Genomic DNA, 20,790 nt, shown 5'->3' on the forward strand with positions numbered 1-20,790 from the left:
ACTTAATCGATGGAATTTAAATTTGGAGGTTCAGAAACAAACCAACGTACAGTGTTAGGTCACCCGTCTGGTTTATTTGTTTTGTTTTTTACAGAAATGTGGGAACGTTTTTCTTATTATGGAATGCGAGCATTATTAGTTCTATTTTTAGTTTCATCACTTCTGGAAGAGGGATGGGGATGGGAAAGAGCTGATGCATTGATGCTTTATGCTTGGTATACTGGTTTAGTATATATAACCCCAATTTTTGGAGGACTCATTGCAGATAAAGTTATGGGTTATAGAAATGCTGTAGTTGTTGGTGCTTTATTGATGACTTTGGGGCATGCTTCTATGGCGCTTGAAGTTTTTGCTGATCCATTCTTTTATTTAGGATTGGGTTTACTTATTATAGGAAATGGTTTGTTCAAGCCAAATATATCTTCAATGGTGGGTCAGCTATATAAAGGTCAGGATAAAGAGAAAGATGCTGGATATACAATATTTTATATGGGGATTAATGCCGGAGCATTTTTAGGTATTCTCTTATGCGGATATATAGGAGAAAAAGTGGGTTGGCATTATGGGTTTGGCTTGGCAGGGATCTTTATGTTATTTGGGATGTTACAGTTTTATTTCGCACAGACAATTTTTGGTAGAATAGGACTAAAACCAAAAGGTGCAGAAGATCTTGATGATGCTATTGAAGAATCTTTCGAGGAAGCAAAAGAAGCTATTGAAGACACTGCCGATGAAGCGAAGAAAAACAAAGTAAAACGAGATCGACTAATTGTAATAGGTGTTTTGGCCTTTTTTACAATATTCTTTTGGTGGGCTTTTGAACAAGCAGGTGGTTCTATGACCGTGTTTGCTAAAGACTATACAGATCGAGTACTAACAGGCACAGGAGCTTCTACTTTTAAGATTTTTAATACGCTTTTAACTGTGGTTCCTATGATAATAATTACCTGGGTTCTTACGCTCTTATTTAAACAAACGTTCTCAAAATACTCTCTTTCCAATTTATTTTTGGGTACAAGTTTCGTCATCATTTGGGGTATTGTAATTTGGATGTTACAAAGAGAATGGGTTGCAGATTCAGCGGAAGTACCAGCTTCTTGGTTCGGTATTTTAAATTCATTTTTCATTATTGCGTTTGCACCGTTATTTTCTAAGCTGTGGGAAAGCAGATTGAATCCTACCGGACCCGTAAAATTTGCTATTGGATTAATTTTACTTGGCCTTGGATTTGGGATTCTAGCTTACGGATCTATGAGTATTCCGTTAGGAGCTAAAACAGCCTCTGTTAGTATGATATTCTTAATATTTGCGTACTTATTCCATACTCTTGGTGAACTATGTGTATCGCCGGTTGGATTGTCTTATGTGAGCAAATTAGCACCTCTTAAACTAGTAGGATTAATGTTTGGGGTGTGGTTTGTGGCAAACTTTATTGCAAATACTGCAGCTGGAATAACAGGGAGCTTTATAGACCCTATTGTAGAAGAACATGGAATGACGACATTTTTCTTAATATTTACATTGGTGCCAATTGGAGCAGGTATTGTAATGCTGTTATTAAATAGAACCCTGTTGAAAATGATGCACGGAATTCGATAATGTGAACAATTAATTTAACTATAAAACGTTCCTCTTTTGTGGAACGTTTTTTGTTACAATTATTTCAGAAATAAAAATTATAGAATGAAACATTTATTACTTGTAGCCCTGCTATTCGTTTTTGGCTCTGTGAGCGCACAGTCCATCAACTGGATGACCATGAACGAGGCATTGGCTGCGCAGAAGAAAGAACCCAAGAAGATCTTTATGGATGTGTACACAACCTGGTGTGGGCCCTGTAAATTGTTGGATAAGAATACGTTTACCGATAAGAACGTGATCAAGTTCATCAATGATAATTATTATGCCGTGAAGTTTAATGGAGAAGGCACGGAGAAAATTACCTATCAGGATTTTACCTATACCAATCCTAATTATCAGGAAGACCGAAAGGGGAGAAACGCAACTCATTTCTTTGCAGATGCACTGAAATTAAGAGGATACCCAAGTCTGGTTTTTTTTAAAGAAGATGGTTCTTTGATACAAGCCATACCGGGCTATAAAACCCCCCAGCAATTGGAGATCTATCTTAAAATGATCGCCAATAATGATTATGCAAAACTCACCACTGCCGAAGCGTGGGAAACATATCAAAAGAATTTTAAAGGTACATTCTAGAGTAGTGTTTTAGTTAAGTGTTTTACTACTCCAAGATGAAAGCTCCGCTTGCACCTGTATGGTAAAAGGGGAGCTTTCTTTTTTTACAAGTCATTTTCCAGCGATTCACGTATGAAGTGTAATTACTGCCATCGGCAATAATCAAGGAAGGCCGTAGTGTATCAATGAGACGGTCCAGATGGAGTTTCGGACTCTGAGTGAGTAGTACAATGTCGATGTTGTCTTTTATTCCATACACGCCTAAACTATCTATCACCAGTATCTTTTTGCTTCTGAAAGCGAATAGCTTTGGTAGTATTGCTTCGGAAGTAGTCCGAATCCTGCTTCCAGTGCGATAGCTGCTAACGGGAAAGGTTTTCGACACTATCTGTGAAGTATCATCTGTAAATAAAAGCATTTCCGAAGCATTCTTATGAGCAATCAGACTATGCCTGTTCTTATGAAAAATGATGAGTTGTTGCTTTGTAGCACGTTCCTTCTCCCAAAACAGTATACATACAAAAAACAAGATGCCCGTTAGGCCTCCAAGCAGGCGTTTGCCGTTCCATTTTTTCAGCAATAGGGCCATTACAACTATAAGTACGTAGGTGGCAACGACTTGAGCTTCAGAAAAAGGAATGTCACGAAACAACAGTGTTTCTTTTCCGGCGATCCAATCTACAAAGTCATTTAATAGTTTGATGGCTAAAGCGTACCCTTCCGCCACAGGAATTGGAACTTCATCAAGTAAGGTCCAAATAACTACTATAATTCCTCCGGCCAACAGGAGCGCTAAAAACGGCAAGATCACAATATTGGTGAGCAGAAATAACCCGGGGAATTGATGGAAATAATAGAGACTGAGCGGAAGAATCCCCAGTTGTGCACTTAAAGTAACCGTGATAATCCCCCATAGTTTCTTAAAAATCAATTTTTTAAATGGTACTAGCTTAAAGAGGAAGGGTTGTACCCACAGGATAAAGAAAACTGCCAAATAACTAAGCTGAAACCCTACGTGAAACAGCCATACCGGCTCAATAAGCAGTAGTACCAAATAGGATAAAAATAGGGTGTTGATTGAATTGGTAGGTCGGCGACTGGCCTGTGCGAAGGTAAAGAAACTGAACATACTAACTGCGCGAACCACAGAGGGTGATGCGCCTGCAATCATGGCAAAACCCCAAAGCAGCATGACGATAAGCAGGGAACGCACCAATGCACCGTGGGGTAGCCGACACAAAGGAAATAACAATTGGGAGAGAAGTAAAAAGAGAATCCCTACATGCAATCCCGAGACGGCCAAAATATGGATCGCCCCAGCTGCAGCATACGCTTTATATCGTACCGGGTCTATTTCATTCCGCTCTCCAAGGACTAGTGCTTGGAGAATGCTTCGTTCTTCTGCGCCAATGGAGGTTTTTTTCAACTTTGCAATGATATGACTGCGAATCGACTCGGCTCGTCCGCGGATGGTCCACGCTCCATGGGATCTCTTTACGATGGCTTCGGAAGGAACTCGAAATTGATGATGCACCATTAAAGTTCTAAGATATGCAGCATAGTCGAATTGAAACGGATTGAGAGATTTGGGTGGATCTGAAAGAGCAGCGCGTAACAAGAACAGTTCATCAATGGTGAGTTTTGAAGCGGTGCTGTCTTTTTTAATAGAAACGAGTACTTTGCCCGAGGTCTGCAGGGTATCGTAACCAAGAATTTCAGCGATATATTTATCGTTGTAGCGATCCGGTTTCAGGAGCCCCGTTACCTTTAATGTGTATAGTGCTATCGTGTCTACAGGTGCCACATGAGCATAATGTCGTGGCTGAGCGTTGGGTTGCCGCAGCTGATAGTTCACATATCCAATGAGCAGGAAGCAGCCATAGGTCGTAATTCCGAATAAAACGGATGGAATAAGTTGTCTTCTGCCGCGCCACCATAGAATCGCAAGCATTCCGAAGAAAAAAAGAGACAAGCCAATAAGATAGAGAGAGAAATGGGGAAGGAAATGCGCAAGCAGAATCCCAAGCGTGAGAAACACCGAAAATTTTACAATCGCAACATTGACGAACTTCATCCCAGTATCTTAAAACAGAGTTTAAAATAAACTGGGAAGGCGATCTAAGATACAAAATTTTAAATCACCCGCCGAACCTCTACAAAGGCTTTTTTCCAATAGTCCTCTTCCAGTGACGAAATGATCACTCCCTTTGAAGTGGTGGAATGAATGAACAGGATCTCACCCCGTTTGTTCTCAACGACCAAGCCTACGTGGTTTATGGAATTTCGGCGGCTGGTCTTAAAGAACACAAGATCGCCTTCGGTTACTTCCTTTAATGTAACCGAAACCCCTTTGCCGGCCATGTCTCTGGAAATGCGGGGCATGATCACATTTTCCTTTTTAAAGGCTGTGTAGACCAACCCGGAACAGTCCATTCCCTCTTCGGTGGTACCGCCAAACTTATACCGGGTTCCTTCGAAGGATTTAGCAAAATCGATAATATTTTCGAGCTTATTCTTATTCGAATCGGCCGTTACCACCTCGTCTGCTTCGGTGGTTGTAATAATGATATTTTTTTTCTCCTCCTTTGTTTCGACTGTCCGCGTACGATTGGGTTTGCCTTTGGAGTTTACAATGATCGTTTTAGTAGCCGTGTGTTTAGAGCTACCGCAGGAAGCTAGAAACATAGGGAGAAGGGCAAGTAGGAACAGTTTTTTCATTGCAGACAAATACCAAGAGTCGCCTATAAAACTAAGAATTTTTTCTTAAGTATTAGACAGGGTCTTATAAATTAATCGGGCCGTAGTATCGCTGGCCCCTTTACCTCCCAGTTTTTTTTCAAGGTCGTAATAATCCAAGAATAAAGTCGCTCTGCGATACGGATCTAGGATGGCCGTTAGTTCTTTTTTTAATGTTTCTGAAGTGAATTCCGTTTGTATGAGCTCTGTCACTGCGTCCTTGTCCAGGATAAGATTGACCAGTGAAATATATTTTAAATGGATCACACGTTTCGCAATTTCATAAGAGATCCTGCTGCCTTTATAACAAACCACTTGCGGCACCTTGAATAAGGCAGTCTCTAGCGTAGCGGTTCCGGAGGTCACTAAGGCAGCTTCTGAAATACTAAGCAGGTCATAGGTTTGGTTGAGTAACAGATGTACATTTTGTTTTTGAATAAAAGGAGCGTAAAACGAGGCCTCCTGACTAGGGGCTCCGGCAATGACGAATTGGTGTGATTTAAAATCTTCAACGATGGAAAGCATGATATCCAGCATTTTGGAGATTTCCTGCTTCCTGCTACCGGGAAGTAAGGCGATGATGGGACGGTCGTCCCAACCTTGTTGCTTCTTAAATATTTCGGGGTGTACTTGCTCTCTGTTTGAAATAGCATCAACGAGCGGATGCCCGACAAAGTGTACGGGAAAGTCATGTTTCTTTTCATAAAAATCCTTTTCAAAAGGGAGGATCACATACATAGCATCAATATCTCGTTTAATGCTCTTGATACGGCCTTCTTTCCACGCCCAAATTTGAGGAGAGATGTAGTAATGGGTTCGGAAGCCTTTTTGTCTTGCCCATTTGGCAATACGAAGGTTGAAGCCGGGGTAATCGATGAATATAATCACATCCGGTTGAAAGTCTTCTATGTCTTTTTTACAGAAGCGAATGTTTTGTAAGATCGTTCTAAGATTAAAAATGACCTCTATAAAACCCATGAATGCCAAGTCCCGGTAATGTTTCACCAAGGTTCCTTGAGCCTGCTGCATAAGATCACCACCCCAACATCTAAAAGAAGCGTTGGTATCTAATTTAGATAACGCTTTCATAAGATTTGCGCCATGCAAATCTCCAGATGCCTCTCCGGCGATAAGGTAATATTTCATTTAATAGAACTTTGAGATCAACACCACAATTGCAGCAATTAAGGTGGCTAACACCACACCCCTTGCCCTGTAGTACTGATTCTTTTTCAGAAACACAAAAAAAGCGGCCAAATTGAGTAAGGCACCTAAGGCTACTATCGTGCCCAAAAGATCTTGCTCAACAGCCACCTGCAAGGTATCCTCTAGTGATAACCCTTTAATTTGGGATAATGTGAATACATAGAGATAGCTTCCTATAAGATTGGCGATCAACCCAATTAAAACGCCTACACCTATACCCTTTGCGATGGTCTTATTCATGACAGGTCCCAGGTGTTAATGTCTTTGATGGCATGATGCGCTGTAAGATCGAACTGTACCGGTACTACTGAAATATACCCATTATGCAAGGCCCATTCATCTGTATCTTCACCTTTGTCTTCATTGACAAATTCTCCGGTCAACCAATAATACTCGCGTCCCAAGGGATTTACCCGCTTATCGAATTGTTCTTCCCAATGTGCATTGGCCTGTCGGCACACTTTAATGCCTTTAATTTCGTTTTTGGGTAATTTCGGGATGTTTACGTTAAGAACAACACCCGTAGGAAGTCCCTTTTTTAAACATTGGGTAGCTATGGATTTCACAAAGGATCGCGCCGGTTCAAAATCGGCATCCATAGAGTAATCCAATAGCGAGAATCCAATGGAGGGAATGCCTAGGGTGCCGGCTTCTACGGCCGCACTCATGGTTCCACTGTAGATCACGTTTATAGATGAATTGCTTCCGTGATTGATCCCGCTTACACAAAGGTCCGGTTTTCGTTTTAGAATTTCATTGACCGCCAGTTTCACACAGTCTACCGGTGTTCCACTGCAACTGTACTCTTGGTGGGTTTGATCCTCAAGCACCCTTACCTTGTCACAGTAGAGGGTATCGTTTATGGTAATGGCATGGCCCATGGCACTTTGTGGAGAGTCCGGAGCGACCACACATACATCTCCAAGGGTATTCATCACCTCAATTAACATTCGAATTCCGGGGGCAGTGATCCCATCGTCGTTGGTCACTAAAATTAATGGTTTTTTCTTAGCCATGTACCAGTTTTTTCTCCTGCTAAAATACACATTTTATTAGGCTTTACGTTATTAGTTTGTTTAACAAAAAATTAGTATCATTATGGCCTGTTGGCACGGTTTTTTCTATAATTTAGGAGATTCAAATTAAGAAGATTGATATGCGTATTATGAAAAAGAATTTAAAGGTGTTGTTTTTAGCTGTATTCGTTGCAGCTGCTTCCTGTAGTTTTACGACGAAGGAATTCAATGACCCCGACAAAGATAAATTACTCATTGACCTCATTACCTATGTGCTTCAGAAGGGGCACTACGATCCGGCCGAAATGGATGATACCTTCTCTCAAGGGGTATATGATGACTTCATTAATGGGTTAGATCCTATTAAGCGTTACTTTCTGGCTTCAGATATTGAAGAATTCAGTAAGTACAAGAACGAGATCGATGATCAGATAAAGAATAAAGACCTTACATTTTTCAATTTGGTCCATGAGCGTTTTACCCAACGAATGGAAGAAGCTAAATCCATGTACGAGTCGGTTTTAGACACCCCCTTTGATTATAGTCAGAATGAGGTGATCAATGTAGACTACGACAAGCTGGATTATGCAAAGACCAAGGATGAATTAAAAGAACGCTGGCGTTGGCAGTTGAAATTCTCGACGATCTCTTCGTATTACGATCTGGTTCAAGAGAAAAATTCGGTTGCCGAACGTAAGCAGGAAGCCGCCGAAAAAGGAGAGGAATATAAGCCAACGCCCAACGAAGGACTTTCGTTGGCCGAGTTGGAAGCGAAATCCCGTAATACCACCAAAACATCATTGAAGGAGTACTTCGACTTCACGAAGGACTTAGAGCGAAAGGATTACTTTGCGGTGTTCTTAACTACCATTGTAGAAGAATTCGATCCACACACAAACTATTTTGCACCACCGGATCGCGATCGTTTCGACTTACGGATGTCCGGAAAATTAGAAGGCATCGGAGCGCGACTTCAGAAAAAGAATGACTACATCACTGTGATTGAGATTATAAGTGGCGGACCGGCATGGCGAGGAGAGCATATTGCCGTAGGCGATATGATCCTTAAAGTGAAGCAGGCCGATGAAGACGAACCGGTAAGTGTTGTTGGAATGCGTATAGATGACGCTGTGAAATTGATCAAAGGACCTAAGGGTACCAAGGTAACACTCACCATCAAGCGAGTTGACGGGACCATAGAAGAAGAAGTAATTACACGGGATGTTGTAGAGTTAGAAGAAACCTATGCTAAGTCGACCGTGATCGAGAAAGACGATAGAAAATTCGGGTTGATTAATTTGCCACAGTTCTATTTTGATATGGAAAACTACAAAGAGCGCAATGCAGCAAGTGATGTGAAGCAAGAGATCGAACGGCTGAAGGGCGAAGGCATGGAAGGATTAATCCTGGACCTTAGGGACAATGGAGGAGGATCCTTAAAGACGGCAGTAGATATTGGCGGATTATTCATTAAGGAAGGGCCTATGGTTCAAGTAGCTTCCGGAGGAGGCCGCAAGGAGATCTTAGAAGATAAGAATGATGATATCGCATGGGATGGCCCACTAGTAATTCTGGTGAATGAATTGTCTGCTTCAGCATCCGAAATTTTAGCAGCAGCAATGCAGGACTACAAGCGCGCCATTATTATAGGAAGCGAGCAGACCTATGGCAAAGGAACGGTTCAAAACTTGATCGATCTCAATCAGTGGTTACGACAAAACGATATGGGCGATATGGGAGCTTTAAAACTTACTACTCAAAAATTCTATCGTGTCAATGGAGGCTCCACCCAATTGGAAGGAGTAAAGAGTGATGTGGTCATGCCGGATCGCTATAGCTATATAGATGTTGGAGAGCGTGATTATGACAATCCGTTACCTTACGATAAAATCGATCCCGCTAAATTCGATGCATGGGATGGATATATAGATTTTGAGGAAACCATCGAGAAAAGTAAGGCGCGAATGGCCAAAAGCGAACAGCTAGCGCTTATTGAACAGAATGCACGTTGGATCAAGACCAAGAGAGATGAGATGGAAGTAAGCTTAAATTACGACGCATACGCCGCCGAGATCGAAAAGCGTAAAGAAGAGAGTAAAAAGTTCGATACAATCGATAATTACGACAATAAGCTAAGCTATCGTTCACTACCGTATGAGATAGAACTTATGCGCCAGGACACCACCCTCCGTGAGAAAAGAAAGCGTTGGCATAAGAACTTGGCAAAGGATATCTACGTGGAAGAAGCGGTACACGTACTGGAAGACCTTAAATTGAACAACATTAAAAAAGGAAAAATGGCGAACATTAAAAATTAATTTTTTAATGAGCAGATCGACCTCTTTAACACAAATTGCGCTCCAAAAGTTTAAACGAAACTTTTGGGGCGTTTTTAGTTTCAGTTTTCTGGTGATCTGTGTTCTAACAGCTATTTTTGCGTATGCGCTGGCACCGGATGATACCGAGAATGCGAATCAGATGCATCTCTCCATACACTCCAAGCCACCCGGTTTTGAAGTACTCATGCTTACAATCCCTTCCGAAGTGGAACCACAAAGCACTTTTACTCGATTTTTCTTCGGAAGAAAAAGTGCTGCCACAGAAATTCCTATTTCAAACTACAAAATAGAGGCACAACACATTGCAATTACCGAATACGCCTTCGATGGAACACAAGGACTTCAGAAGGAATATGAACTCGCACAATTCCCTGAAGCCAATACGCCGGAGGACATTCCGAAGCAATACATAAAGACTCAAAAATTCCTTTTAGGAACCGATAAATACGGACGTGACTTATTAAGCCGGATGCTTATAGGTATACGGATCTCTTTGGCTATTGGTTTTGTGGCGGTATTTATCTCACTGGTCATAGGAATCACCTTAGGAGCCATAGCCGGATATTTTGGTGGGAAGGTAGATGCTGCCATTATGTGGATTATCAATGTAACTTGGTCAATTCCTACATTATTACTTGTTATTGCGATCACTTTGGCCCTAGGCAAAGGATTTTGGCAAGTCTTTATAGCGGTAGGTCTAACCATGTGGGTGGAAGTTGCCAGAGTCGTGCGCGGCCAAGTGATGGGTGTGAAGGAAATGCAGTATGTAACGGCAGCCAGGGCACTGGGGTACGATCATTTTAGGATTATCACAAAGCACATCCTGCCCAATGCCATGGCACCGGTGATCATCATTTCGGCGGCTAACTTTGCAGGTGCGATCCTTATAGAGAGCGGCCTTAGCTTTTTGGGAATAGGGGCGCAGCCGCCTATGCCCAGTTGGGGAGGCATTATAAAGGATCACTATGCTTATATAATTTTAGGGAAACCCTATCTTGCGATTATTCCGGGGGTTGCCATCATGAGTTTAGTAACCGCATTTATGTTGATAGGAAACGCCTTACGCGATGCGTTGGATGTAAAGAACTAGTGACTCCATGAAACGAAAATACCTTTATCCTTTACTTACAGTTCTTATCATTATTGGGTTGTATTATGCCGAAATCTATGTAAATCGTGAGAATGAAATGTATCCTGAAACAACCCTTCCGGACCGGGATATTTCAAATGCTGAATTTGACGAAAGCTTTCTTCCTGCATCCACGACCGGCGTGGTGATAGCTCATAATCATTTTACGTTGTCCTATGCCGAAACACATGAACAGGCAGAGTGGGTCGCCTATGAATTGGCAAAGTCTCATCTTTCTAAGAATGAGTATGAACGACCCGATTTTGTCGAAGACCGAAAGATAGCATCTAAATCGGCACATTGGAGCAGCTATAAAGGCTCAGGATACGATCGCGGTCATTTGTGTCCGGCAGGAGACAGGCGTTTTTCTTTTAACGCTTATTTGGAGACTTTTCTCACCAGTAATATTAGTCCGCAAGACAACGATTTCAATGGGGGTGTATGGAATAAACTGGAACAGCAAGTTCGGTATTGGGCAAAAAAATACGATGGTGTGTACGTGGTTACCGGAGGGGTGCTTAAGGAAGGGCTTCCGGCCATAGGGATTGAGAAAGTTACGGTGCCGGATGCTTTCTATAAGATCGTTGTGGATGCTTCAGGCAAGGAACTTAAAGCCATCGCCTTTCTTATTCCGAATGCACCCACAAATAACTCTTTTTACGATTTTGTCGTTAGCATTGACGAGATTGAACAGCATACCGGTATTGATTTCTTCCCAAATCTCTCCGATTCCGAAGAAGTAAAACTCGAGAAGATGATCGATACCAAAGTGTGGGGGAAACGCTAATGTTTTGGCTTACAACGCTATTATTCGCTTAAGGGAATTCAATAGCTTATATAAAGGGAATGCTTAGCATCCCGTTTTTCAATTGATCAGAATCTCTAAGATTTTAATACTACGAATAGTAATAATTGGAAGCATCCGGACTTACGAGAATAATAAGGGTTTATATGGAAACGGCTGCGCATTATTTTTTTGTATTCAATAATTTACAAAAAAAGAAATGCTTGCCACCCCGTTTGGATATGAGACACAATCTCGAAGATTATAGTGCTACGAATAATAGTAATTTGAAGCATCCAGCCTTACAAAAATAAAAAGTAGAATCGTGAACCCCCAAAGGCTGGAACCTCCATAGCTAAAAAAAGGTAGTGGTATCCCTACTGTTGGAAAAAGGCCGGTGACCATCCCAACATTTACAAAAAAGTGAAGAAATAAGATTGACGCAACGCTATAGCCGTAGACACGACTAAACTGATTTTTTTGTTTTTCAGCCAAGTAAAGAATCCTGAGAATTAGGGATACAAAAAGAAGAACGACCAAGATACTGCCTAAGAAGCCCCATTCTTCGCCTACAGTGCTAAAAATATAATCGGTTTGTTGTTCGGGTACAAAATTTCCTTTGGTTTGGGTACCTTGTGTCCATCCTTTTCCGGTCCAACCACCGCTTCCAATAGCAATCTCACTCTGATTGGTATTATAGCCAATTCCTTTTGCATCTACTTCCTTCCCCAACACAATATTGAATCGGTCCCGGTGCCGCTGTTCAAAGACATTGTTAAAAATATAGTTTACGGAAAAAGAAAAGCCGATACAAGCTCCGATAATAATGAGGTATTTAAAAAGCTTAGGTCGCTTTTTCCTATTTCGAAGAAATAAGATGCCGGCAATCAACACTACGCCCAAGATCACCCAAGTCACCCCAAACAAAAGCGTGCCGACAAAAAGTCCCGCGCCAAAAAACACTAAAAGTAAATACACGAAATGAAGTCCTTCTCGATATAAAGGAAAAACAAAAGCAGCATAGATCAAGGCGCTTCCGGGATCGGGTTGCGGTATAATAAGGATGGCGGGTAGTGCGATGATAATGAAGGTGCGCAGCTGATGTTTAAATTCTTTAATATTGGTTTGAATGTCACTTACATACTTTGCCAAAGCCAACGCAGTAGCAGCCTTAGCAAATTCGCTGGGCTGTAGGCCGAAACTCCCAAACCCATACCAAGAGGTAGCGCCATTTACATTCTTGCCAAAAATAAAGAGTCCGATGAGTGATAGCAGCGAGACAATATAAATCACACTGGAAAATCGCTCGTAGAATTTAGCTTCAATGGCTAGAATAAAAATGATGAGCAGGATACTCATCACGATAAAGAACAATTGCTTGGTGTAGATCTGACTAAAATCAAAGAATGAGCTGGCAGTATCACTTAAGGAAGCCGAATAGATATTCATCCAGCCAATCCCCACTAACACACCATAGAGTAGAATAATACTCCAATCATATTTCAGGATTCCTCTGCCGCTCGCCATTATTGATTAATTTTAAACGGCTCCCCGCTATAGGGTTTGGCGTATTCGGCTTCGAGACTGCCGTTTAATACAAAATCTTCCATATCGGTACGGGTGATTTCTCCTTTTAAGAATTTTTCAATCATAAGCCCGGCGATACGTCCTGCCCATCTCGAGCCCCAGTAACCGTTCTCTACAAATACTGCAATGGCGATCTTAGGATCATCCTTCGGTGCGAACGCGACAAAGATAGAGTGGTCGGTGAGTTGCATGCGTTTTCCGTTGACACGAATGAAATTTTCCGCAGTACCCGTTTTTCCGCAGATCTCAATGCCCGGTATTTGAATGTGGGAAGCGGTTCCTTTATTATACACATCAAACATCCCTTCAACCACTGGTTCAAAGAAACGCGGTTCAATGGTTGTATGGTGTTTTTCGGTATATACGGTAGGTATGGTATCTGTGCCACCAATATTCTTGATCACATGTGGCTTGTAATACCAACCTCTGTTCGCGATGGTCGCGGCAAAATTAGCCATTTGCATCGGGGTAAGGGATACTTCACCCTGCCCGATGGCATTTGAAATGGTCGCCGTGGCAAACCACTTATAAGTGGGATAATTGTAACTTCGGTTGTAATATTTGGCATCAGGAATATACCCGGGCCGACCGCTGGGAAGATCGTATCCCATAAATTGATCCAAACCAAAACTTGCCAAATGATCATGCCAATTATCGATCCCTTCCTGCGGCGAAGGATATTTTTCAATGGCACGTCGGTATACGGTACAGAAATAGGCATTACAAGAGTTTGCAATACCGGCAACCATCGCTAACGGACTGTAATGATGGTGACACCCCAATTTTCTCCCACGACCATAGATATAGCCCCCGTGACACGAGACAGTTTCTTTGGTGTCGATAACGCCCTCCTGTAAACCAATGAGTGCCGTAAGCGTCTTAAACGGCGAACCGGGAGGGTATTCTCCCTGAAGCCCGCGATCGAACAGTGGTTTTGCGATGGTGTCATAATACAGTTTCGTAAAATTACGGGAGCGTTCCCTGCCCACCAATAGACTAGGATCGTAATTGGGAGCCGTGACCAAAGTGAGGATCTCACCTGTAGCGGGCTCTATAGCTACGATCCCACCTCGTTTGTTTACCATGAGCGCTTCACCATACTCTTGAAGCACAGCGTCTATTGTTAAAGTAATGTCTTTACCGCGCTCGGGTAAGGTGTCGAAAACACCATCCTTGTAGGGCCCAATATCTCTATTGAAGCGATCCTTCTGAATATATTTAACCCCTTTTACACCACGCAATACTTCTTCGTACTGACGCTCCACGCCCTGCATACCTATAAGGTCTCCCATTTGGTAATAAGGATTCTTCTCAATAATACGATTGTTCACTTCGGCAATATACCCCAACACATTCGCAGAATGATCCACTTGATAATCGCGTAAGGAACGTTTCTGAATGTAAAATCCTTCATACTTGTGCATTTTTTCAGATAGATATGCATACTCTTCCTTGGTGAGTTGAGGGATCACTACCGAAGGCAATCGTGGGGAATAGATAGTAGCTTTTTCTAAGATCGATTTAAAATCTTCCTTCGTAATACGCAGGATCTCACAGAACTCCAAAGTGTCCAAAGGCTTTACATTTCTAGGAATCACCATGACATCGTATGACGGCTGATTGGAAACCAGAAGTGTGCCATTACGATCAAATATATATCCTCTTGGAGGGTAATCGTAAATAATGTTTATGGCATTGTTCTCGGATAATTTCTGAAAGGACGTATCGTAAATCTGTAAATAGAAAAGTCGACCGGCAAACACCACTCCGGTGATAAGTACAATGGAAAAAAGAAGTAGTTTTCTCATGACGACTTTCGGCTAAATAGTAACAGCAGACATAAAATGACTACGGTACTAAAAATCCCTGAAAATAAAGTAGATTTTAGGATCAATAATATATGCGAAAGGCTAAAAATTTCCAAAGAAAAGAGCAAAAAATGATGTACCAAAACCAACACCGCTATATAGGTCATTCGTTCTGTGAAGGGCACCTTATTTAATTTCACCATATTGTACTCATAGCTCACACCAAAGGCGAATTTCAAGATATACGGACGAATAAAAGCAATAAATACTGAAGCCGCCGCATGCACACCGCCCGAATCACTAAAAATATCAATGGTGAAGCCTAAAAGGAAACTAAGAAATATCAGCAACGATTTGTTGCCGTTAAGCGGAAATATTAAAATGAACAACACATACACATACGGATTCACAAACCCCAAGAAATTGATGTGGTTTAGGATCAATACCTGAAGCAGGACCAACGTAATAAACCGAAGGATGGTTATAAGGATATCACTGTTCTGCATCTTCGATCTGCTTTTCCAAAGTAATTATTTCGTCTGCACTGTTGTTCTTGATCATGTACACATGCTTCAAGTTGGTCATATCATTGAACAATTGAATGTTCAGGTCGTAATAATTGGCATCGGCTTCTATCGAGAAATCCTTAATGATACCAATAAGAATACCCTTGGGGAAAATGGTAGATTTTCCGCCAGTCACAATGGTATCGCCCACGACAACAGGAGCCAATCTGGGAACGTCGATCAATTGCACTATATTGGGGTCTTTCGTATCCCACACCAAACTCCCAAAATGTTCAGAGTTTTTAAGTTTTGCATTAATTTGGCTTTTTGTATTGAGGATCGATTGCACCGTAGCGTAATTTTGCGACACACTGTTTATGATCCCTACCAGACCTTTTGAAGAGATCACACCCATATCGATCTCAATACTGTCGCCCGCTCCTTTGTTGATTGTAATGTTATTCTTGGTTTTTGAATAGGTATTGTTGATCACCCGGGCCGAATAAAAAAGATAGGAAGAAGGGATGGTCGCACTGTCCAAAGTAGGGATGGGGGTAAGCTCCTTATAGCTTTCTACCAGTTTTCGGAGTCGGATGTTTTCATTGATCAGTTTTTCGTTCTCTTTCTGAAGTCCGAAATAATCGGTGATCTCACTTTTAACCGCATAGATGTTTCCGCTTATAACATTTGCAGAACTAACAAACTTGCTTTTATGAAAGGAATGTGTTCTAACAGTAAGTCCAACGGAGAAAATAAACAACAATCCGAACAACAGAAAATTTTTATTCCGTATAAAGAAAAAGAGGATCTGTTGCACTGTGTTATTGTTTAACTATTAGTTTACTGAAAGACCAAGGATAAGCAGCTTTTTTACGCCTAGCAAGGACACTTTTCGAGAATAACGAAAAGCCTTCCGAACTTATTTTATCAATACACTTTTGTATTTATTGATGTTCTTTAAGCAGATTCCCGTCCCTCGAACCACGGCACGTAGTGGATCTTCGGCGATGTATACCGGTAGATCGGTCTTTTGTGACAAACGTTTATCCAAACCGCGCAACATAGAACCTCCTCCGGCCAAGTAGATACCGGTATTGTAGATATCTGCCGCCAGCTCCGGTGGGGTTTGTGATAAGGTTTCCATAACGGCATCTTCTATACGAAGAATCGATTTATCAAGAGCTTTGGCAATTTCGCGATAAGAAGCCTGCACTTGTTTTGGTTTTCCGGTAAGAAGGTCACGACCCTGCACGGCCATATCTTCCGGAGGGAGTTCAAGATCTTCAGTGGCAGCACCAATTTGGATCTTTATTTTTTCAGCAGTGCGCTCTCCAACATACAGGTTGTGTTGTGTGCGCATATAGTACACTATATCGTTGGTAAAGACATCTCCTGCGATCTTTACAGATTTATCGCAGACAATACCACCTAAAGCGATTACGGCAATCTCTGTGGTTCCTCCTCCAATGTCCACAACCATATTTCCTTTGGGTTGCATGATGTCAACGCCAATACCAATAGCGGCGGCCATAGGTTCGTGGATTAGATAAACTTCTTTACCATTCACCCGTTCGGCGCTTTCTTTTACCGCACGCATCTCTACCTCTGTGATACCACTGGGAATACAAATAACCATTCGCAAGGAAGGTGTAAGCCATTTTTTCTTTAAAGCAGGAATATCCTTGATGAACATATTGATCATTTTCTCACTGGCGTCGAAATCGGCTATAACCCCATCCTTCAAGGGACGGATGGTCTTAATGTTTTCGTGCGTCTTCCCCTGCATCATGGCGGCTTCACGTCCCACGGCAATAATTTTACCGGTGGTACGGTCTCTTGCTACTATGGAAGGAGCATCCACCACCACCTTATCGTTGTGAATGATAAGCGTATTGGCAGTTCCTAAATCGATGGCTATTTCTTCTGTCAGGAAGTCAAAAAATCCCATAAGCTGTTTTGGCGGTATTGAAATTAAACGTGTTGAGTCTCAACTCCTCACAAATGTACTAAAATTTAGTGCTTAAAATGACGTGTACCTGTAAATACCATAGCCATTTTATGCGCGTTGCAATAATCAATGCTCAATGCGTCCTTGATCGAGCCTCCGGGTTGTATCACTGCTGTAATTCCGGCGTTATCAGCGATCTCGACACAATCGGGAAACGGAAAGAAGGCATCGCTGGCCATTACCGCACCTCGCAGCTCAAAATTAAATGCTTGGGCTTTATCAATGGCTTGACGCAACGCATCTACTCGTGAGGTTTGTCCCGTTCCGCTGGCACACAATTGCTTTCCTTTTACTAAAACAATGGTGTTCGATTTGGTGTGTTTGCAGATCTTGGAAGCAAACAACAAATCATCTAACTCGGTGTTGGAAGGTTTAGTATTTGTGGCATGTGTTAAATTTTCGGCAGTGTCGGTCAGATTGTCTTTATCCTGAACAAGTACGCCGTTCAAACAGGTGCGAAGCGTTGTTTCGGGAAGTTTATTTTCTTTTTGCACCAGAAGAATTCGATTCTTCTTACCCTTTAATATTCTTTCTGCTTCGGAAGTGAACGAAGGAGCAATCACTACCTCGCAAAATAAACTATGTATTTCCTCTGCTGTTGGTTCGTCAATCTCAGTATTGGAAATCAAAATACCTCCAAACGCCGAAACAGGATCGCCCGCCAACGCATCGGTATACGCTTTCAATACGGTGTCGCGTTGTGCAATTCCGCAGGCATTATTATGTTTTAAAATGGCGAATGTAGGCGCTTCACCTTTAAACTCCGACATGAGATTTACGGCCGCATCTACATCCAGTAGGTTGTTATAACTCAACTCCTTTCCGTGGAGTTTCGTAAACATGGCTTCAAAATCCCCAAAGAAGAAACCACGTTGATGCGGATTCTCTCCGTAACGTAATACTTGCGCTTTGGTCTCACTTAGTTTTAATGCCGGAATGCTATGGTCACTGTTGAAATAATTGAAGATAGCAGTATCGTAATGTGAGGAAATATTAAATGCCTTTGCGGCAAATCGCTTTCGGTCGTGCAATGAGATGCTGCCGTTGCCCTCTGATAGCAGTTGTAATAATTCGTCATAATCTTCCATGGAGGAGACACAAAGGGTATCCTTGAAGTTCTTGGCAGCTGCACGTATCAGGGAGATACCTCCAATGTCAATTTTTTCTATGATATCTTGCTCTGTAGCACCCGAAGCAACCGTCTTTTCAAAAGGGTAGAGATCCACAATTACGAGGTCCAATTGTGGGATGTTGTACTGCCCCATCTCACGTACATCGCTGTCGTTATCTTGTCTGTTTAATATACCTCCAAAGACCTTGGGATGTAGGGTTTTTACGCGTCCGCCCAAGATGGAGGGGTAATCGGTCACGTCCTCTACTGCAATCACATCAATACCTAGATCGTTTATAAATTTTTGCGTTCCTCCTGTGGAATAGATCATAACCCCTTGTTCGTTGAGTTTTTGTACAATGGGTGCAAGGCCGTCCTTGTGAAATACCGAAATTAATGCGGAAGTGATCTTCTTTGTATCAGTCATGATAGAATTTTAATGTATTGCTTGTAAAGGAAGGTGCAAAAGTACATAATTACCCAGTAATTTTGTAACATTACCTTGGAGAAAACGTCTTATCTTTATTCTATATTTCAACCGAGAAAAATCAAGCTATGTTAATCTACCTTCGCGTACTCAAAGAGAGCTTTAACTTTGCGATCAACGCACTTAAGAACAATAAATTACGTACGTTTTTATCGTTGGTGGGAGTAACTATAGGGATCTTCTCCATTATTGCGGTTCTCGCCGCAGTCGATAGCTTAAAAAAGGAAATTGAAGGGAGTATTTCATCTTTGGACAACAGTACTATTTACTTGGGTCGTTTTTCTTTCGGTCCCACCGATGTACCCAACTGGAAACGCGAACAATTTCCCGATGTGACCTATGAAGAATACCAATATTTGAAACGCACGGTACCGGATCTTTACGCAGCGTCCTATACACTCAATGTGCAGAGCGAAACTGTTAAGTATGAAGATAAGTCGGTGACTAATGTGGAGATTGGTGCCGTAACTGATGAATACTACGATATTGAAGCCCTACAGCTTTCTGAAGGGCGTTTCTTCAATGAAGCCGAGTCTGCCAGTGGATCTCCGGTACTGGTCGCCGGAGATGAGATCGCTGTTTCTTTGTTTGGTTCGGCCGAAGCAGCCATTGGCAAAAAAGTGCGACTGTACGGTCAAAAATTTACTGTAATTGGAGTCTTGAAAAAGGAAGGTAGTGGATTGTTCGGAGGGTCGAAGGATACTTCAGTCTTTCTTCCCGTGAATATGGTGCGTCGTATCTTTGGCGATAATAACAAGAATTTATTTCCTTTTATCATTATCAAGCCCGAAAAAGGGATCGATCAGGCAGAATTTGTTGCTTTGCTCACACAAAAACTTCGGATGGCGCGAGGCTTAAAACCCGATGAGATCGATAATTTCTTCGTCAATGAATTGCAGGGGTTTGCCGATTTCATCGATAACATCACAGGACAGATGAACGTTATAGGTCTAATTATTAGCGGGTTTTCACTACTTGTAGGAGGATTCGGGATAGCGAATATCATGTTTGTGAGCGTTAAGGAGCGCACCAATCTTATTGGGATACAGAAATCATTAGGAGCCAAGAACCGGTTTATTTTGTTGCAATTCTTATTTGAAGCGGTGATATTGGCGGTAATTGGCGGATTGATAGGACTGGTATTAGTCTTTTTCGTATCGCTGATCGCTTCGCAATTTACGGGAGACTTTGAGTTTATACTTTCGCCGTGGAATATGTTCCTAGGGACTGCTATTTCAGCAGGGATTGGGTTGATATCCGGCATATTGCCTGCAATTTCAGCATCGCGGTTGGATCCGGTAGAAGCGATCCGCACCGGCATGTAAAACTTTTTGTATATAAGGTTGCCAAAGTTTAGAGGATCTCTGCAACTTGTTCATTTACCCACTCAAGGAAACGCTCGTCCTCCGGCGAGAAGGGGTCGGCTATATGTGAATCGATATCGATCTGCCCCACATTCTTACCGTCTTTGAACAATGGAATAACAATTTCGGCTTTCACATACATACTACAAGCTATGTAGTTGTTCTGTGCTTTGACATCTGCTACTACAAAATTTTGATTCGATTCGGCTACTTGCCCGCAAATACCTTTGCCAAAAGGAATGACCGTATGGTCTGTGGGTTCTCCGGCAAAAGCTCTCAAATGCAAGGTGCGTTCGGCTTCATTGGCAAAATAGAATCCTACCCAATCATAATATCCAATGCTGGATTGAAGGAGCTCGCATACTTCGGTTAATCGCTGCGTAACGCTTTCAGCGTCATTGGCCAGTATGGTGGTTATTTTGGGTCGAAGGGCATCAAAAGGCATATCTTTATTTTTCAGTAAAAGTATTTCAAAACAGGCATATACACCAAGTACAAATGCTGTATTTTTGT

At 42.0% G+C, this 20,790-nt stretch carries 18 protein-coding genes; 6 read left to right on the forward strand and 12 right to left on the reverse strand.

Annotation, left to right across the window (positions count from 1 at the left end; genetic code table 11):
- Positions 1–9 precede the first annotated feature (9 nt).
- Complete coding sequence (locus tag AACZ11_RS04485; protein WP_290626328.1) at positions 10–1,599, forward strand: peptide MFS transporter; 1,590 nt, start codon at positions 10–12, stop codon at positions 1,597–1,599.
- Between the two features lie 84 nt (positions 1,600–1,683).
- Positions 1,684–2,217, forward strand: a complete 534-nt coding sequence (locus tag AACZ11_RS04490) for a thioredoxin fold domain-containing protein (RefSeq protein WP_290626330.1) — start codon at positions 1,684–1,686, stop codon at positions 2,215–2,217.
- 25 nt (positions 2,218–2,242) lie between these two features.
- Here AACZ11_RS04490 and AACZ11_RS04495 read toward each other — a convergent pair whose 3' ends face one another.
- Genes AACZ11_RS04495 through surE form a run of 5 tightly spaced genes read right to left on the reverse strand, consistent with a single transcriptional unit; the run spans position 2,243 to position 7,154 of the window.
- Positions 2,243–4,270: a ComEC/Rec2 family competence protein gene (locus AACZ11_RS04495; protein WP_290626332.1), complete on the reverse strand. Its 2,028-nt coding sequence runs from the start codon at positions 4,268–4,270 to the stop codon at positions 2,243–2,245.
- Between the two features lie 59 nt (positions 4,271–4,329).
- Entirely contained in the window at positions 4,330–4,914 is a 585-nt protein-coding gene (locus AACZ11_RS04500; protein ID WP_290626338.1) for a C40 family peptidase, read from the reverse strand.
- 45 nt (positions 4,915–4,959) lie between these two features.
- Positions 4,960–6,078, reverse strand: a complete 1,119-nt coding sequence (lpxB, locus tag AACZ11_RS04505) for a lipid-A-disaccharide synthase (RefSeq protein ID WP_290626341.1) — start codon at positions 6,076–6,078, stop codon at positions 4,960–4,962.
- A complete protein-coding gene (locus tag AACZ11_RS04510) occupies positions 6,079–6,378 on the reverse strand; it encodes a hypothetical protein (protein ID WP_290626343.1) in 300 nt (99 codons plus the stop codon).
- The gene (surE, locus tag AACZ11_RS04515; protein WP_290626345.1) at positions 6,375–7,154 is read right to left on the reverse strand and encodes a 5'/3'-nucleotidase SurE; all 780 of its coding nucleotides are present in this window, start codon (positions 7,152–7,154) and stop codon (positions 6,375–6,377) included. Before surE ends, AACZ11_RS04510 begins: the two co-directional genes overlap by 4 nt.
- Before the next feature lie 149 nt (positions 7,155–7,303).
- Between surE and AACZ11_RS04520 the strand changes: the two genes are divergently transcribed.
- From AACZ11_RS04520 to AACZ11_RS04530, 3 genes are read left to right on the forward strand one after another with little or no spacing between them, the layout of a single operon-like run.
- Entirely contained in the window at positions 7,304–9,472 is a 2,169-nt protein-coding gene (locus AACZ11_RS04520; protein WP_290626347.1) for a carboxy terminal-processing peptidase, read from the forward strand.
- 7 nt (positions 9,473–9,479) lie between these two features.
- The gene (locus AACZ11_RS04525; protein WP_290626349.1) at positions 9,480–10,583 is read left to right on the forward strand and encodes an ABC transporter permease; all 1,104 of its coding nucleotides are present in this window, start codon (positions 9,480–9,482) and stop codon (positions 10,581–10,583) included.
- A 7-nt stretch (positions 10,584–10,590) separates the two neighbouring features.
- Positions 10,591–11,409: a DNA/RNA non-specific endonuclease gene (locus AACZ11_RS04530; protein ID WP_290626350.1), complete on the forward strand. Its 819-nt coding sequence runs from the start codon at positions 10,591–10,593 to the stop codon at positions 11,407–11,409.
- A gap of 267 nt (positions 11,410–11,676) precedes the next feature.
- Here the strand turns inward: AACZ11_RS04530 and rodA are convergent, their stop codons facing one another.
- The 6 genes from rodA to purH all read right to left on the reverse strand — a co-directional run bounded on the left by rodA (position 11,677) and on the right by purH (position 18,853).
- Positions 11,677–12,933 (reverse strand): rod shape-determining protein RodA, encoded by a 1,257-nt coding sequence (rodA, locus tag AACZ11_RS04535; protein WP_290626352.1) that lies wholly within the window; start codon positions 12,931–12,933, stop codon positions 11,677–11,679.
- Positions 12,933–14,801 (reverse strand): penicillin-binding protein 2, encoded by a 1,869-nt coding sequence (mrdA, locus tag AACZ11_RS04540; RefSeq protein WP_339831603.1) that lies wholly within the window; start codon positions 14,799–14,801, stop codon positions 12,933–12,935. The genes rodA and mrdA overlap by 1 nt, the downstream gene beginning before the upstream one ends.
- Positions 14,798–15,307, reverse strand: a complete 510-nt coding sequence (locus AACZ11_RS04545) for a rod shape-determining protein MreD (protein WP_290626359.1) — start codon at positions 15,305–15,307, stop codon at positions 14,798–14,800. The genes mrdA and AACZ11_RS04545 overlap by 4 nt, the downstream gene beginning before the upstream one ends.
- Complete coding sequence (gene mreC, locus AACZ11_RS04550; protein ID WP_339831607.1) at positions 15,294–16,124, reverse strand: rod shape-determining protein MreC; 831 nt, start codon at positions 16,122–16,124, stop codon at positions 15,294–15,296. The genes AACZ11_RS04545 and mreC overlap by 14 nt, the downstream gene beginning before the upstream one ends.
- A gap of 102 nt (positions 16,125–16,226) precedes the next feature.
- Positions 16,227–17,255, reverse strand: a complete 1,029-nt coding sequence (locus tag AACZ11_RS04555) for a rod shape-determining protein (RefSeq protein ID WP_034260871.1) — start codon at positions 17,253–17,255, stop codon at positions 16,227–16,229.
- Positions 17,256–17,320: 65 nt separating this feature from the next.
- Complete coding sequence (purH, locus tag AACZ11_RS04560) at positions 17,321–18,853, reverse strand: bifunctional phosphoribosylaminoimidazolecarboxamide formyltransferase/IMP cyclohydrolase (protein ID WP_290625015.1); 1,533 nt, start codon at positions 18,851–18,853, stop codon at positions 17,321–17,323.
- 128 nt (positions 18,854–18,981) lie between these two features.
- Here purH and AACZ11_RS04565 point away from each other — a divergent pair, with 128 nt between their 5' ends.
- A complete protein-coding gene (locus AACZ11_RS04565; RefSeq protein ID WP_290625014.1) occupies positions 18,982–20,238 on the forward strand; it encodes an ABC transporter permease in 1,257 nt (418 codons plus the stop codon).
- Between the two features lie 28 nt (positions 20,239–20,266).
- Here AACZ11_RS04565 and AACZ11_RS04570 read toward each other — a convergent pair whose 3' ends face one another.
- Entirely contained in the window at positions 20,267–20,722 is a 456-nt protein-coding gene (locus tag AACZ11_RS04570; RefSeq protein ID WP_290625013.1) for a GAF domain-containing protein, read from the reverse strand.
- Positions 20,723–20,790 lie beyond the last annotated feature (68 nt).

Origin of the sequence: uncultured Altibacter sp., assembly GCF_963972995.1 — a bacterium.
Taxonomy (GTDB): domain Bacteria; phylum Bacteroidota; class Bacteroidia; order Flavobacteriales; family Flavobacteriaceae; genus Altibacter.